The 15,007-nt window shown below is 68.7% G+C and carries 13 protein-coding genes; 8 read left to right on the plus strand and 5 right to left on the minus strand.

Features of this window, described 5'->3' with window-relative positions; genetic code table 11:
• Positions 1-87: 87 nt before the first annotated feature.
• The 3 genes from STHE_RS10690 to STHE_RS10700 all read right to left on the minus strand — a co-directional run bounded on the left by STHE_RS10690 (position 88) and on the right by STHE_RS10700 (position 3,930).
• On the minus strand, positions 88-1,581 hold the full coding sequence (locus STHE_RS10690; protein ID WP_012872597.1) for a DUF4129 domain-containing protein: 1,494 nt from the start codon (positions 1,579-1,581) through the stop codon (positions 88-90).
• Positions 1,578-2,834 (minus strand): DUF58 domain-containing protein, encoded by a 1,257-nt coding sequence (locus tag STHE_RS10695; protein ID WP_012872598.1) that lies wholly within the window; start codon positions 2,832-2,834, stop codon positions 1,578-1,580. Before STHE_RS10695 ends, STHE_RS10690 begins: the two co-directional genes overlap by 4 nt.
• 148 nt (positions 2,835-2,982) lie before the next feature.
• Positions 2,983-3,930 (minus strand): AAA family ATPase, encoded by a 948-nt coding sequence (locus tag STHE_RS10700; protein ID WP_012872599.1) that lies wholly within the window; start codon positions 3,928-3,930, stop codon positions 2,983-2,985.
• 95 nt (positions 3,931-4,025) lie between these two features.
• Between STHE_RS10700 and STHE_RS19030 the strand changes: the two genes are divergently transcribed.
• Positions 4,026-4,193, plus strand: a complete 168-nt coding sequence (locus STHE_RS19030) for a hypothetical protein (protein ID WP_012872600.1) — start codon at positions 4,026-4,028, stop codon at positions 4,191-4,193.
• 236 nt (positions 4,194-4,429) lie between these two features.
• Here the strand turns inward: STHE_RS19030 and STHE_RS10705 are convergent, their stop codons facing one another.
• Positions 4,430-4,996 (minus strand): YceI family protein, encoded by a 567-nt coding sequence (locus STHE_RS10705; RefSeq protein WP_012872601.1) that lies wholly within the window; start codon positions 4,994-4,996, stop codon positions 4,430-4,432.
• A gap of 134 nt (positions 4,997-5,130) precedes the next feature.
• On the opposite strand from STHE_RS10705, the gene STHE_RS10710 reads away from it, so the two are divergent.
• Positions 5,131-5,481, plus strand: coding sequence for a winged helix-turn-helix transcriptional regulator (locus tag STHE_RS10710; protein ID WP_012872602.1), 351 nt, complete (start codon positions 5,131-5,133; stop codon positions 5,479-5,481).
• A gap of 16 nt (positions 5,482-5,497) precedes the next feature.
• Here the strand turns inward: STHE_RS10710 and STHE_RS19225 are convergent, their stop codons facing one another.
• Positions 5,498-5,710: an FCD domain-containing protein gene (locus tag STHE_RS19225; protein WP_041399040.1), complete on the minus strand. Its 213-nt coding sequence runs from the start codon at positions 5,708-5,710 to the stop codon at positions 5,498-5,500.
• A gap of 167 nt (positions 5,711-5,877) precedes the next feature.
• Between STHE_RS19225 and STHE_RS10720 the strand changes: the two genes are divergently transcribed.
• From STHE_RS10720 to STHE_RS10745, 6 genes are all read left to right on the plus strand, one after another.
• A complete protein-coding gene (locus STHE_RS10720; RefSeq protein WP_012872603.1) occupies positions 5,878-7,056 on the plus strand; it encodes a methionine aminotransferase in 1,179 nt (392 codons plus the stop codon).
• Positions 7,057-7,617: 561 nt separating this feature from the next.
• Complete coding sequence (locus STHE_RS18035) at positions 7,618-9,738, plus strand: peptidoglycan DD-metalloendopeptidase family protein (RefSeq protein WP_217155824.1); 2,121 nt, start codon at positions 7,618-7,620, stop codon at positions 9,736-9,738.
• A gap of 361 nt (positions 9,739-10,099) precedes the next feature.
• Entirely contained in the window at positions 10,100-10,594 is a 495-nt protein-coding gene (locus tag STHE_RS18040) for a hypothetical protein (RefSeq protein ID WP_012872605.1), read from the plus strand.
• Positions 10,595-10,629: 35 nt separating this feature from the next.
• Positions 10,630-12,018 (plus strand): MBL fold metallo-hydrolase, encoded by a 1,389-nt coding sequence (locus STHE_RS10735; protein WP_012872606.1) that lies wholly within the window; start codon positions 10,630-10,632, stop codon positions 12,016-12,018.
• Positions 12,019-12,741: 723 nt separating this feature from the next.
• A complete protein-coding gene (locus STHE_RS18045) occupies positions 12,742-13,290 on the plus strand; it encodes a MarR family winged helix-turn-helix transcriptional regulator (protein ID WP_012872607.1) in 549 nt (182 codons plus the stop codon).
• Between the two features lie 12 nt (positions 13,291-13,302).
• Entirely contained in the window at positions 13,303-14,988 is a 1,686-nt protein-coding gene (locus tag STHE_RS10745) for an MDR family MFS transporter (RefSeq protein ID WP_012872608.1), read from the plus strand.
• Positions 14,989-15,007 lie beyond the last annotated feature (19 nt).

The following is a 15,007-nucleotide window of genomic DNA, read 5'->3' on the forward strand; positions in this document are numbered from 1 at the left end:
ATGCTAGCGACGGGGGATGACGGGCGCGTCGCAACCGAACACCACGTGTTGCGAGGTTATGTCAGCTTCAGCGGGCCAGGGATGTCCTCAGGCGTCGCCGTCCCACTGGCTCTGGTCGAGCGCCTCCCAGGCTGCGTGGACGGCGGCAGCGGCGTCGGGGGTGGCGGGGGTAGCCTGGTAGCGGGCGGCTTCGTAGTGGGTGGTGATGGTGATAATCGGGTCGGCGTCGGTGGGGAAGCGGGCAGCCAAGCGGCGGGCGTGCTCAGCCGGTGTCGCGCCGTCGGGACGGGGTAGCCCGGCGCGCGCTCCCCGGCGCAGCAGGCGGATGTAGGTTTCGCGGATGGCGACGGTGTGCGCCCAGCGAGGGTCGCCGCGCAGGGCCGCGAGCGGATCGCCGCGCGGGCGGGCGCGGCGCAGGACGTGCAGCAGCGGGCGGGCCAGCCCGCCGACCGCTTCCTCCCAGGCGAAGACCGACTCCCGCCGCTCGAGTGCGCCCGCGCGCCAGCGACGGCGTCGCCGGTACGCGTAGCGGATGAGGGCCGAGCCGACCAGGGTCAGGACGATCCCGGCGATGAGGTAGCGTGCCGGGTCGGCGACGTGGAGCGACTGGCGCGCGAAGCGGTCGAGTTGATCCAGCGGGTTGCCGGCACGCGGCAGGTGCTCCAGCAGCGGCAGGGCGCCGAAGCCGTAGCGCTCCATCAACCACAGCACCGGGGCGATGATGAGGAAGGCCAGGAGCGCGATCAGCAACACCAGCGCCCGGACCACGACGCCGAGCAGCCAGAGGAGCGGGCCGAGCGCGGTCAGCAACGTGTCGAGGAAGCTGCGGGAGAAGATCCCCGCAGCCAGCACGGCGATGATGACGATCCCCGCGATCGGCACGGCAAAGGTCGCCAGCCAGGGCGGGCCAAGCGGGGCACCGCTGCGGAGACCCTCCAGCCGGAAGCGGGCCACACCCACCGCCATCAGCCCGGCCACGAAGTAGATGACCACGGCGCCGGCCATGCCATCCCGGATCGGCGCCTCGGACGGCGAGGCCACCAGCACCAGCAGCAGCCCACCGGCTGCGGCCACGGTGCCCCAGCGGAGCATCTGGTAGGTGGTCTCCAGCATCGGCTCGGCCCGGGAACGCCCGCGCCACCAGGCGTACGCCACCACCGCGACGATGGCCCATGGTGGCCGGACCGAGGGATTGGGCCGCAGGATCAGCCCGTCGATGGCCCCTTGCAGCCAGCCGGTGGAGAGCCAGGACATGCCCGGGAAGGCGGCCACCTTGAGCGCCAGCAAGAGCGACGCGATGAGCGTCAGCGCCAGCATCACCTCGAAGTGCGCCCCCCACAGGCGAAGCTCGGTCAGCAGGCGGGGAACAAAATAGGCCACCGCCAGCAACACGGCGATCAGCCAGCCGGGAAAGGCGGCGTAGGGCGGCGAGATCTCAGGCAGGATGACGCCGAGGTACAGATAGAGGATGGCACTCTCGGCCACGATCAGCGCCAGCGCGACAGCCTCCTCGCGCCAGTCGAGCCGGACGCGGAGGTCGTTCACCATCGCGGCCAGTCCCAGCGGGTCACGCGCGATCATGGCCTCGACACTCCCAGGTCGATCGTGTGCACGTAGCGGTGACCGGGCGTGGCGCCCAGCAGGTTCTCCGGCAGGGTGTGGACCACCAGGCCGGGCAGGGGCGGCGGCTCGACTTCCCCGATGCCGACGAGGACGACCCGGTGCCCGGCAGCGAGCAGCGCCGCTAGCTCATTCGCCAGCGCGGTGGTCATCAGCGCCGCCACGACGACCACGGTGCTGCCCCAGGGGAAGCGCCGAGCCTCCTGGCGCAGCAGGCGCGGGAAGTTGGTCGCCGCCAGCGGAGTCAGCTTCGCCAGCCCCTCCAGGATCGCCGTCAACTGATCCGGCCCGCGCCCTGCCGGGATGCGCAGCGCCTGGTCCGACCCGGCCAGTACGCCGTTGGCGTACATGCCGACCAGGTAGCGCTGCTCGAGCCCGTGGGCGGCGATCGACGCGGCTGCGACGATGGCGCTCTCGGCCCGCTGGTAGTCGACCCCCTCCCAGTAGCGCTCGAAGGTGTCCAGGCAGAGGAAGACGCCGAGGTGGACCGAGACGGTCGGCTCGAAGACTTTGACCTGGACCTCCTGCATCCGCGCGGTGGCTTTCCAGTGGATGAAGCGGAAGGAGTCCTCCGGGCGGTAGTCGCGGATGCCGATGGTGCGTGCCGGGTCGGTGATCAGGTGGTGGGGGACACGCCGCTCGCCGAAGGGGTGCAGCGCCGGCAGCCCGAGGTCCTCCAGCGGAACAACGCGGGGATAGACGATGAAGCGGCATTGGTCGGTCCGCCGCTCCTCGCGCGAGAAGAAGCCGAAAAGGTCGCCGGAGCGGAGCGAGGGCGGGCCGATCACGTAGGCGCCGCGCTCGGGACAGTCGAGGTGGAAGGTCCAGGTGACCCGCTCAAACCAACGGACCGACGTGGTGATACGGAGCAGCGTCATCCCCGGCCGGGCGCTCGGGAGCGTCTCCCGCTCTCGCACCTTGACCCGGTCGGAGATCTGGTCTTCCACCTCCAGCCAGGGGAGCGGCAGCCACTTGCGGTTGACGACGCTGGCGGTCAGGACGATCGACTCGCCGCGGAAGACGCGGGTGGCCGAAAGGGTACGCTCGTAGACGACCCCGTCGAGGCTCCGCCGGCTCCAGAGCCAGCTCCCCCCGGCCGTGAGGAGCGTCAGCAATGCCAGGATCGAGAGCGCGGGCTGGCGCAGCGCCATGCCCAGAAGCAGGAACACCCCCGCGCCGTAGATCCAGATGGAGGTGAAGAAGTTGGATCTCATGCTTCAGACGTGATGCGTCATGCGTCAACCGTCCCCCTCACCCCCGGCCCCGCTCGGACGGAGCCCACGAGGGAAGAGGGGAGACATACGCACTACGCAGTACGCAGTACGGGTGACGCATGACGTATGACGCATGACGCATGACTGCTCACACCTGCTCCACGGGCACGCGGACGGCGGCCAGGACCTCGTCGACGATCTGCCGGGCATCGCGCCCGCGGAGGCGCGCCTCAGGGCTGAGGATCAGGCGGTGGACCAGGACGGCGTGGCTGACCTCCTTGACGTCGTCGGGCAGGACGTACTCGCGCCCGCGCAGGGCGGCGAGCGCCTGCGCGGCCCGGAACAACGCGAGCGTGCCCCGCGGGCTGACGCCGAGCGCGACCGCCTCATGCGCCCGGGTCGCCCGGGTGATGTCGGTGACGTAGCGGCGCAGGTCGTCGTCGACATGCACCTCGCGGCAGGCTGCCGCGGCGGCCAGCAGGTCCTCCGGGGATGCAACCGGCTCCAACGCATCGAGCGGGTTTGCGCGCTGGAAGCGCAACAGCATCTCCGCTTCCTCGTCCTCCACCGGGTAGCCGATCGCGATCCGCAGGAGGAAGCGGTCGAGTTGCGCCTTCGGCAGCGGAAAGGTTCCCTCCAGCTCGACCGGGTTCTCGGTGGCCAGCACGAGGAAGGGCCGCGGCAGGGGCATTGTGTCCCCCTCCACCGTCACCGTCCGCTCCTCCATTGCCTCCAGCAGGGCCGACTGGGTACGGGGTGTGGCCCGGTTGATTTCGTCGGCGAGCAGGATGTTGGCAAAGACCGGCCCCGGGCGGAACTGGAACTCCCCCAGCTTCTGGTTGTAGTAGGAGATGCCGCTGATGTCGGACGGGAGCAGGTCGGGCGTGAACTGGATGCGACGGAACTGCCCACCGATGGAGCGGGCCACGGCACGGGCCAGGGTTGTCTTGCCAACGCCCGGCACGTCCTCGATCAGGACGTGGCCCTCGCACAGGAGAGCGACCAGGATCAACTCGGTCACAGCGGACTTGCCAACGATGACGCGGTCAACGTTCTCGATGATGCGGCGGCCGAGCACCGCGACCTTGCCGATCACGTCGTTCTCCCTGATGCTGTTGCTCCCACCGGCACTATATCATACGAGCAGGGGCTCTCCATCGGCGCCATAGGGCGGCAGGAAGGGACAGGCAGGTGCGCGAACGGCTGGAGCGTGGATTAGATCGACTGGACAGCGCGCTGGCCCGGCAGAGCGACGTCCGACGGGCCGGGATCCTCGGGGTCCTCTTCGGCCTGCTCCTCTGCGTGGTCGTTCTCGTCTCCTGCGCGCTCCTGCTCGCCGTCGTCTCCCGCCTGCAGTGAGGTCGTGGCCCTGAGACACCGGCCGGCTCAGCCAGGGCGTGGTGCCCTACCACACCATCGGTGTCACTCTGAGCGGCAGATAGCATGGAGATTGACGAATTACCGTGATCCACCGGAGCCGACCCCGTCGCCCGGTTGCTGGCAGGGATGCCAGACTGATTCGTCAACGTTCATACGAAAAACCCCCGCCGTCCGGCGGGGGTCTATCGCATAGGCTCGTGATCACGAAAGGCGGGCTACTGCCGCACCACCTCGAGGTCGATCGTGATGTTGACGGTGTCGGCAACGACCACGCCGCCCGCCTCGATGGCCGCGTTCCAGTTCAGGCCGAAGTCGAACCGGTTGATGCTGGTGGTCGCATGGAAGCCGGCGCGGATGCCACCGAAGGCATCAGGGTGCACACCGTAGTAGGTGGTGTCGAGCACAACCTCGCGGGTGACACCGCGGATGGTCAGGTCACCGATCACCCGGTACTGATCGCCACCGACCGCCTCAATCCGCCGACTCTTGAAAGTGATCGTCGGATGATTCTCGGCATCAAAGAAGTCCGGCGAGCGCAGGTGCGCGTCCCGATCCGGGTTCCGCGTGTCGATGCTCTTGGCGTTGATGCTCACCTCAACCGACGCGCCGGTGGGCTCGGCCGGGTCGAAGTCGACATGGCCGGAGAACTCACCGAAGCGACCGCGGGCGGTGGCAACCATCATGTGCCGGACGGCGAACCCGATCTCGCTGTGGACGGGATCGATCTCCCAGCGTGCTCGCCCTGCGATCGCCTGGGTTGCCTGAGCCTGTTGCGTGGACATAGTTCCTCCCCGATAACTAGTAACTACGAATCTCGTAGTGCCTACGGGCATGGTATCATTGAAGCGGGGCGATGTCAAGGGACATGGCCTGCTATACTGAGGAGGAACATCGCAGACACCGAGGGAGCGAGAGCATGGCCCAGACACAACAGACGAGCGCCTGCGCTTGCCCGGTCACGCGCGCTGCCAAGCTCCTCGGTGACCACTGGACGCTGCTGATCGTGCACGATCTGGCCGACGGTTGCCGCCGGTTCCACCAACTGCAGGAATCGACCGGGATGAGTCCAGGCGTTCTCTCCGGGCGCCTGCGCCACCTGGAGGCGGCCGGCATGATCACCCGGCGGCAGTACAGCGAGATCCCGCCACGCGTGGAGTACACCTTAACCGAGAAGGGACGTGCCGTCCTCCCGATCATCGAACTCCTGCGCGACTATGGCGAGACCTGGCTGGCCGAGGACGACGAGCTCTGCGACGGCACCGAGTAGCGCGGTCTTCCCGGGCCTAAAAGTCGTTCGCCAAGTGGTGGGCAACGATCTGCGCCTGGAGCGCGTTGTGCGAGTGCTCGCGCGCCAGGCGCTCTGCCCGTTCCTCATCGCGCGCGGCAACCGCCTCGTAGATGGCTCGATGCTCGGCCACCGCCGCGCTCAGCCGCCCGGGCGCGTTGAACTCGTGCAGGGCGACGGCGCGGAACGATCGGCGCCACCGGCGCAGCACTGGACGCCCGCGGCATCTCGTCCCAGAATAGCCGGTACGACGCCAGCCTGTTGCTGATCGCCACCGGCCGTCGATCCGGCCGGCTGGCGGGCTCGGATCCAAGACAACAACCCGCGGCGATGAGGCCGGCTGGCGGGCGAGGCGCATGACACCGGGAGGGGGCAGTGATGCAGCAGGTCGGGGCCAGCCGGCTGAGCGGCTTCGGTGAGTCGGTCTTCAGTGAGATGAGCCGGCTCGCCGTCGAGCACGAGGCGATCAACCTCGGGCAGGGGTTTCCCGACTTTCCGGGGCCGGACCTAGTGAAGCACGCGGCCGCCACCGCGATCAACGCCGACCTCAACCAGTACGCCCCCAGTCACGGGCTGCCCCGCCTCCGCCGTGCGATCGCCACCACCTTCGAGCAGAGCTACGGCCGGGCGGTCGACCCCGACGCCGAGGTGACCGTCACCTCCGGCGCGACCGAGGCTTTGCTCGCCACCCTGCTCGCCATCCTGGAGCCGGGCGACGAAGTGATCCTGATCGAGCCGTTCTATGACGCCTACCCGGCGCAGGTGGTCTTCGCCGGTGGGGTGCCCCGCTACGTGCCGCTCCAGGCGCCCGGCTGGTCGCTCGACCTTGATGCCCTCGCCGCCGCGATCAGTCCACGCACCCGCGCCATCGTGCTCAACACCCCGCACAACCCGACCGGCAAGGTGTTCAGCCGTGAGGAACTCGCGGGCATCGCCGCGCTCTGCCAGGAGCACGACCTGATCGCCATCAGCGATGAGGTCTACGACCGCATCATCTTCGACGGCGCGGTCCACGTCCCGCTGGCGACGCTCCCGGGGATGTGGGAGCGGACGGTGACCGTCAACTCCACCGGCAAGACCTTCAGCATGACCGGCTGGAAGGTCGGCTACGCCATCGCCGCCTCGGCGCTGACCCGCGCCATCCGGACCACCCACCAGTTCATCACCTTCGCCACCGCCACCCCCTTCCAGGACGCCATGGCCGCCGCCATGGAAGATGCACTCACCAGCAACTACTACGCGGAGCTGGCGGCGATGTACACCCGGCTGCGCGATCAACTACACCAGGCACTCGAGGGCGCGGGACTGCCGGTGCTGCCCTGCCGGGGAAGCTACTTCCTGCTGGCCGACATTTCCGGGCTGGGCTTCGACACCGACGTCGCCTTCTGCCGCTTCCTGACGACCGAGGTCGGCGTGGCCGCGATCCCGCCGTCCGCCTTCTATGCCGATCCGGCCACCGCGCCGTTGCTCGCGCGCTTCTGCTTCGCCAAGCGACCGGAGACGATTGCCGCCGCCGCCGAACGTCTCTCCGCCCTGGCCACCTTTCGCCACTCCTGACCCCGCCCGGTAGCGGCAACCAGGAGCGCGGGCGTCCTCGCCCGGCCCCTTCGCCAGGAGCGCCGGCAGCTAGCCTGTCCCGTCGGAGCGGCCCTCACCCCCTAACCCCCTCTCCCAGAGTTGGGAGAGGGGGACATGATGCGTCGTGCGTCACGCGTTAGTCGTCGGCCGTCTTCGGTCGTGCTCCCCTCTCCTCAGGTTGGGAGAGGGGTCGGGGGTGAGGGCCACTCTTGCGGATTGAGTCCGCGCAAGACGCCCGCGCTCCTCATGCCTTCCCTTGCATACCGGCTATCGCTTGAGGCATTCTGTGTCCGAATGTCAGTGTTCTGACTTGCACAACGCATCCCGCGTTGCGCACACTTGAGTCCTCGCGGAGCGAGGGGCGGTGGTCGTACCGCAGCAGGTGGCACCGAGTGTGCTGCTTCTCCGCGAGGAGGCGCGCGTCCGTCGACCGTACGCGCACCACGCGAGCATGATAACGACGCACCCCCTCCTGCCACGATGCGGAGGGGAAGGGCCCCGGTGCCGCGGGCACCTGCGTACACTCTCAGGGGGGTCGCCGTGGATCGAAGGTCGAAGGGGACAACGAGGCACCGACACGGCCGCTCCATCCTGTTCGGCGCGGTCGTCTTGCTGCTCCTGCTCACCAGCAGTTCCCTGACAGCGCATGCGACCACCGCCGGCGGACCGAAGCCGCAGGTGCCGGATCGCGATCCCAACTCAGTCGTCCCCGCACCTTTCAACACGGACATGACCTGGAGCGAAGAGGGCGGCTGGCACTGGGTCACCCTCGCCTTCGTCGGTCAGAACACCACCGTCGGGCGGGTCATATCACCGGCCTACTTCGTCGCCACCCGCGTCCGCACGCTCGGGCCGAACGAGGCGTGCGCCGAATGCATCCCGATCAACGACAAGGAAGAAGGTCCACCCAGGATCTTCAACGGTCCTGACGACCCTGTCATCGGCCAGGCGTACAAGCTCCTGGACAACGGCACGCGGGCCCGCCGGCCGGACGGCACCTGGGCCAGCGGCGCGTGGTACCTGAACTACAGCCCGATCAGCGACACGTTCTTCTCCTGGACCTGGATCCCGGACGAGCCCACGCCTGAGGAAGGGATCAGCTTCGTCCCCACGAACATCGGGTCGAAGTCGCGCACGTTCCCCATCCTCGGGCGCTTCCAACTGACGCAGGGCTTTGGCTGCGTCCCGTTCAATCCCGGCTACCGGGGTGCGTCCATCTGCCCGGCCGACCGGCCGAGCTTCCACAACGGTATCGACCTGGCCGCGCCCGCCGGCACGCCGATCCTCGCCGCGGCGGGGGGAACGGTCATCGCGGTCGGGTACGACGGCGACGGGCCCGAGGCCAACTCCACGATCATCATCGAGCACGACGGCGACAACGAGGGCTATCTCACCGAGTACCTCCACTGGGACCGGGCTTTCGTCGAGCCGGGGGACCGGGTCGCCGCCGGGCAGATGATCGCCCAGGTCGGCTCGGTCGGCTACTCAACCGGCCCGCACCTACACTTCGTCGTCAAGGACCGTGACGGCAACGCGATCGACCCGCTGGGTTGGCTGGCGGGCGCGGTGGTCATCGCGGTCGGCAACGGGAACGGCCAGGCGACGGCGCCCGCAGGCGTGTTGCAGTGGGTGGTGCTGATGCAGGCCGCCGCCGAGCGCTACGGCGTGCCGCTGGCGTTCATCGCCGCGATCATCACCGTCGAGTCGGGCGGCAACCCCGACGCCGTCTCGGCAGCAGGCGCCCAGGGCTTGATGCAGATCATGCCCGAGAACCTGCTGCGCCTCGGGGTGAGCCAGGACCGCTGGCGCGACCCGGAAACGAACATCGACGCCGGGACCCGATTCATCGCCGAGAAGCTGGCGCGCGGGATGTCCCTGGATGAGGTCGCGGCCAGCTACTTCGGGTACGGCTGCGACATCTACGGCACCTGCACCGAGCACTACGTCGCCAAGGTGATGGCCTGGTACGCGTACTACACGGCCTTCTTCGCGGGCGAAGACGCGACGCTGCCGCTCCTGATGGCGACGCCGAGTCCTCCGCCGGCGAACCCTCCGGTCGAAACGCCGGAGCCGGCTCCAGCGCCACCTGAGCCCGCCCCCGCGCCTGCTCCGGAGCCAGCGCCCGAGCCGACGCCGGAACCGACGCCGCCCACGGAGCCCACCGCGACGCCCACGCCGGAAGCGTCCCCAACCCCGGAGCCGACACCGCCGCCGGTGTCGATACCGGAGCCGGAACCTACCGCGCCCCCCACCCCGGAGGCCACGCCGTCACCGGAGGCGCCCCCATCGCCCACTGCCGCTCCCACGCCGACCGAGACGCCGGCCCCAACCGGCACACCCGAGGCGACGCCTTCCGCGACTCCGGAGCCGACCGAAACACCCGTCCCGGAGGCCACACCGACACCAGAGGCCTCGCCAACACCGGAGGCAACCCCGTTGGCCGCGCCGAGCCCAGCACGCACGGTCGTGCCCCTGCCCGAACCGACGTGGAATCCGGAATCCACGGAAGTGCCAACACCGGCACCGGTACCGACCCCGTCACCCCACCCCACGTCGACGGCGATGCCCAGCCCGACCGTGATCCCGACCTCCACTGCAGCGCCCACGCCCACCACAGCGCCGTCCCCAACGGCGACGCCGTCCGCCATCCCGACCCCGTGACAACCTCCACCCGGCACCCGCCCATCGAGGAGTACCGAATGCGAGTGCTCGCTTGAGTTCGTGTCATCATGCATGTGCTCGCTCGTGTTTGTGTCATCCTGAGCGAAGCGAAGGATCTCGTGCTGGGACGGCCGCACGCGCCGGAGATCCTTCGCTCCGGCCAGGACGACATGCAAGAGTGCTTACCGGCTCGAAAATGTGACCCGCCCGCAATGCTCGGTCGGAGCTGGCAGGGCTCAACGCGCCCCGCGCGATGGTGGTGCCGGCAGCGCACCGCCGGGCATGCCCGCCTCTCCTTGACATTTAGCGTGTGGCCTTATAATGTGATGACGTTCACGGATTCGAACGCAGGGATAGGGGGATGGAGCGCGTCGCGATCGCGGAGGGGAAACTGGCGCTGGGCCGGCCACAGGCGCGGATCTGCCAGGTGCTGACCGACCTGGCGCACCTGGGGATCCCGGCGTTACTCCGCGCCCGGCCGCTCGCGGTCCAGCACCCGGTAGTCGCCTCCGGACAGCGACCGGCCAGGATCCATCATCCCCTCACCGTGGCGCGCCAGCGCAGCGCGCTCCCGTCAGCGTGCGACGGCACCCACCTGCACTCCTCGCTCACCGCCCCGCGCATCCACGACACTATCCGGGCTGGACGCGGTGCCCCTGCGCAGGCGAGAAGCTCGCGGGCGCGCTCACGGCCACGGGCAACAGCAACGTTCGAGCTACGTTTCCTCTGCGACGCAGTGGTGCCCGCCGTCGACGGCGGCACGCAGGTTGAGAGTACCGACCTGCAGCACAAGCTCGGCATCGTCGGTCAGCCGGCGCTCGAGCGCATCGCCACCGAGGCACACGAGCGCCTATAGCGGGTCACGGCCGCGCTGGCGGCTCAGCAGGAGGGATGACCGTGATACTGGAGCAGATTCTCCGTCGCGATATCGGGTGCGCCGCATATCTCGTCGGCTCAGAGGCGGCCGGTGAGGCCGCGGTGGTCGACCCCCGCATCGACATGGTCGACGAGATCGTGGCGCTCGCCGAGCGCGACGGGCTGCGCATCCGCTACATCGTCGAGACGCACAACCACGCCGACCACGTGTCCGGCCATCACCAGCTCGCAGCCCGCACCGGCGCCACCATCGCCGTCCACGAGGACGCCGGGGTTGCTTACCCCCACCTCGCCTTGCGCGACGGCGACGAGCTGGCTCTCGGCGAGGTGCGCCTGCGCGTCATCCACACCCCCGGCCACCGGCCGGAGCACATCGTCCTTGCGGTCATCGACACCTCGCGCGGCGACGAGCCGTGGGCCGTGTTGACGGGCGACTCGCTCTTCATCGGCGATGTCGCGCGGCCCGACCTGGCGATCGACGGGCGGGAAGGCGCCGACGCCCTCTTCGACAGCCTGCACCAGCGGCTGCTGCAACTCCCGGAGGGAACCCTGGTCTATCCCGGCCACGTCTCCGGCTCGCTCTGCGGCCGGGTGAGCAACCGCATGACCGGCACGACGATCGGCTTCGAGCGGCGCTTCAACCCGGCGCTCACCATCGACGCCCGGCCTGCCTTTGTCGAGTACATGAACGAGAGCCTGCCCGAGCGCCCGCCGAACATGGCCCGCATCGTCGAGCTGAACCGGAGCGCGGAGCCGCTGGAGCTTCGCGACCCAGCCCCACTCGATGCTGAAGCGGTCCGCCGCCTGCTCGACCAGGGCGCGCGCGTGCTCGACGTGCGGTCCACGGCCGATTTCGGCCAGGAGCACATCCCAGGAGCCATCGGCGTGCCGTTGGACGGCTCCCAGTTCCAGAACCGGGTGGGGCTCGTGGTCCCGACCGACGTGCCGCTCGTACTCGTCGCGGACGACGAGGCGATGGCACGGCGCGCGGCGACGATGCTCAGCGTCATCGGTCTCACCACGATCGCCGGTTACCTCGCGGGCGGGATCGCCGCCTGGCGCGCGGCCGGCGAGCCGTTGGATCAGATCCCCAGCATGACCGTGCAGGAACTCGGCGCAGCCCTGGGACGCGACGGCGCGGCGCCGCAGGTCGTCGACGTGCGCGAGGCCGGCGAGTGGCACAGCGGCCACATCCCGAACGCGGTCCACATCCCCTTCTACCGCGTGGACGAGCGCGCGGGCGAAATCGACCCGGCGCGGCCGGTCGCGGTCATCTGCGGCAGCGGCCAGCGGAGCATGCTCGCAGCCTCACTGCTGAAGGCCCGAGGCATCGAGGACGTCCACAACGTCGAGGGCGGCATGACCGCCTGGCACGCCGCCGGCCTCCCGACCACGACCGACTAGCGGGGGCTGGCATCCAACCGTCGCTCCTGGTGGCGTCCTCCTGACCGGGGCCGGGTGGTGCAACCAGCCCCGCGTCGCGGCGCATGCCCGGGGGTAATGAAGTTTGACCAATTACCGTGATACACGTGATACAAAGGAGCCGCCGGGTTGCTGTCATCCTGAGCGGAGCCGGGGGCGGCGGCCAGCCGCGCCCGGCGACTCCGTTCGAGTCGAAGGATCTCTCCGGTGCGTGGCCGATCTGACGTGAGGTCCTTCGCTTCGCTCAGGATGACAGAAGCGCGGGCGCGGGTGGCTGCCGGGTACACCACGTTGATTCGTCAAAGTTCATAACCCCGGGCACGTGCCACAACCGTAGGTTCCTCGACGCTCCTTCGTCCCGACCGGGACAGCGCTCGCGCTCTTGAAACGAACCGGGAAGCCGCAGCCATAGTACCGGGTTTCGACAGCCCCACGCACGCAGATCGGGCCGTGAGGCCCGATCTGCGCGGGAAGGGGAGGGGTGGAGCGGGGATCGCTCCGTTCGAGTGTGGAGAGGGTCGTGGGATCAGTGGGGGAGGACCCTCTCTGATTATCTATACGTCGGGGGTTAGAAAATGGTTCCCTCTTACGAGGGACCCCGGCTCGATCCGTTCCTCAGCCAATTCCTTCCACGCCTTCAAATACCTTGATCGCGTCGAAGTGATTTGGTATCCTCCCCGAGTTGCGTTTGGAGGAGGTGGCGGCGTGGCCGAGTCCCGAGACAACCTGATCGACGCCGTGCTGGAACAGTACCGCCGCTTCGCGCGGGCTATGCAGCGAGCCAGCGAGCCGTTCTGGCGAGAGCTCGATCTGACCATGGCGCAGTTACGGACGCTCTTCACGCTGGCGCACGAAGGGTCGGCCAGCATCGGTCAGGTCGCGGAGGCACAGCGGGTAAGCCTGCCAACCGCCAGCCACCTCGTCGAGCGTCTCGTTCAGGCCGGCCTCGCCACGCGGGAGGAGGATCCCGCGGACCGGCGCCGCATGGTGGTGCGTCTCACGCCCGCGGGTGAGGAACTGGTGAACAAGATTCGCCACGGCGGGGACCGACAGCTTCGGGGCTGGCTCGGCCACCTCAGCCACGACGACATTGCGGCTCTGCTACGGGGGATGACCGCGCTGGCGATTGCGGCCGAGCGCCACGCCCCACCGCGGGACTGCGGGGAAGGCGGAGGGCGCCCACCACCCAGACCCGCCAGGCCGCTCGCCGCGGCACAGCGGACCTCAGCAGAGACTGAAGAATCGGAAGACTAGGGAGACACGTTCATGATTGAGACGTCGCACCGGGCAGCGGGCACGGAGACGACGCAGTCGGTCGATGAGTCGGTAGACAAGCGCCGGCTCGTCTTTATCGTCATCGGCGTCCTGCTCGGGATGCTCCTCGGCGCGGTCGATCAGACCGTCGTCGGCACCGCCATGCCGCAGATCATCGCCGACCTCCACGGGTTGCAGCATTATGCCTGGGTCTTCACGGCCTACATGCTGGCCTCGACCGTGAGCGTGCCGATCTACGGCAAGCTGTCCGACATCTACGGCCGCCGGGGGTTCTTCCTCCTCGGGATGATCTTGTTCCTGGCCGGGTCGGCCCTGTCCGGCATGTCCCAGACGATGACGCAGCTCATCCTCTTCCGCGGCCTGCAGGGGCTCGGCGCCGGGGCGATGCTGCCGATCGCCATCGCCATCATCGGTGACGTCTTCCCACCGTCGGAGCGGGGTAAGTGGCAGGGGCTGATGGGCGCCGTCTTCGGCCTCGCGTCGATCATCGGCCCGACCCTGGGTGGCTGGATCACCGACAACTGGGGCTGGCCCTGGGTTTTCTACGTGAACATGCCGATCGGCGCGGTGGCACTGCTGACCGCCGGACTGGCCATCCCGGCCACGACTCGCCGCCGGCAGCACCGCATTGACTATGTCGGTGCTACCTTGTTGGTCCTGGGTACGGTTCCGCTGCTGTTGGCCTTCACGTGGGGTGGCGAAACGTACCCCTGGGGGTCCGTCCAGATCATCGGGATGCTCGCCTTTGCCACGGTGGCGCTGGTGGCGGCGTTCATCTGGGAGAGCCGGGTGGAGGAGCCGATCATCAGCCCGGGGCTGTTCAAGAACAGCGTCTTCACCGTCTCGGTGTTGGCCTCGTTCCTGGCCAGCGCGGGGATGTTCGGCGCCGTGATGTACCTGCCGCTCTTCATCCAGGGGGTGGTCGGCAACAGCGCCACCAACTCCGGCGTGGTGCTGACCCCGATGATGCTCGGCTTCATCGCCAGCAGCATCGTCGGAGGCCAGCTCCTCTCCCGGACCGGTAAGTACAAGGTGCTGTCGATCGTCAGCTTCGCGGTCGGGGCGGTCGGCGCCTTCCTGCTGTCCCAGATGGATACTAGCGTGAGCAACGGCGTCGTCGTCCGCAATATGGTGATCATCGGCCTCGGGATCGGGGTGTCGATGAGCCTGTTCACGATCATCACCCAGAACGCGTTCCCAATTCAGAAGCTGGGCGAGGTGACCGCCAGCCTGCAGTTCTTCCGGTCGATCGGCGGCACCATCGGCGTTGCGGTGCTCGGCACGGTGATGACGAACCGCTACAATGCCGTCTTCGCGAGCAACATCCCGGCGCAGGTCCGGGAGCAACTGACGCCGGAGCAACTCGCAGCCCTGCAGAACCCACAGGGCCTGATGGCGCCGGAGACGGCCGGGATGATCCAGCAGATGTTCGCCCAGTTCGGCGCCCAGGGGCAGGAGATCTTCGCCCAGGTGATGCTCGCCATCCGCGAGAGCCTGGCCACGGCGATCACCGACCTGTTCGTGGTGACAACGATCGCGCTCGTGCTCGCTACGGTGTCCTGCTTCTTCTTGAAGGAGATCCCGCTGCGGAAGACGAACCGCGTGGAGGCGAGCGCCGAGGCCGCCCAGCCGGAGGAGGTCGCGGAGCCGCCCGCTCCGGTGGGGGCGGACGACTAACCCCACGACGACCGGGCGG

The sequence above is a fragment of the Sphaerobacter thermophilus DSM 20745 genome (assembly GCF_000024985.1).
In the GTDB taxonomy this organism is placed as follows: Bacteria; Chloroflexota; Chloroflexia; order Thermomicrobiales; family Thermomicrobiaceae; genus Sphaerobacter; species Sphaerobacter thermophilus.

Bases quoted from the DNA above. Each gene is read 5' to 3' on its own strand.
- STHE_RS10720 (WP_012872603.1), top strand. From the start codon at position 5,878: ATGCAGCAGGTCGGGGCCAGCCGGCTGAGCGGCTTCGGTGAGTCGGTC.
- STHE_RS10690 (WP_012872597.1), bottom strand. From the start codon at position 1,581: ATGATCGCGCGTGACCCGCTGGGACTGGCCGCGATGGTGAACGACCTC.
- STHE_RS10695 (WP_012872598.1), bottom strand. From the start codon at position 2,834: ATGAGATCCAACTTCTTCACCTCCATCTGGATCTACGGCGCGGGGGTG.
- STHE_RS10745 (WP_012872608.1), top strand. From the start codon at position 13,303: ATGATTGAGACGTCGCACCGGGCAGCGGGCACGGAGACGACGCAGTCG.
- STHE_RS10710 (WP_012872602.1), top strand. From the start codon at position 5,131: ATGGCCCAGACACAACAGACGAGCGCCTGCGCTTGCCCGGTCACGCGC.
- STHE_RS10735 (WP_012872606.1), top strand. From the start codon at position 10,630: ATGACCGTGATACTGGAGCAGATTCTCCGTCGCGATATCGGGTGCGCC.
- STHE_RS18040 (WP_012872605.1), top strand. From the start codon at position 10,100: ATGGAGCGCGTCGCGATCGCGGAGGGGAAACTGGCGCTGGGCCGGCCA.
- STHE_RS10705 (WP_012872601.1), bottom strand. From the start codon at position 4,996: ATGTCCACGCAACAGGCTCAGGCAACCCAGGCGATCGCAGGGCGAGCA.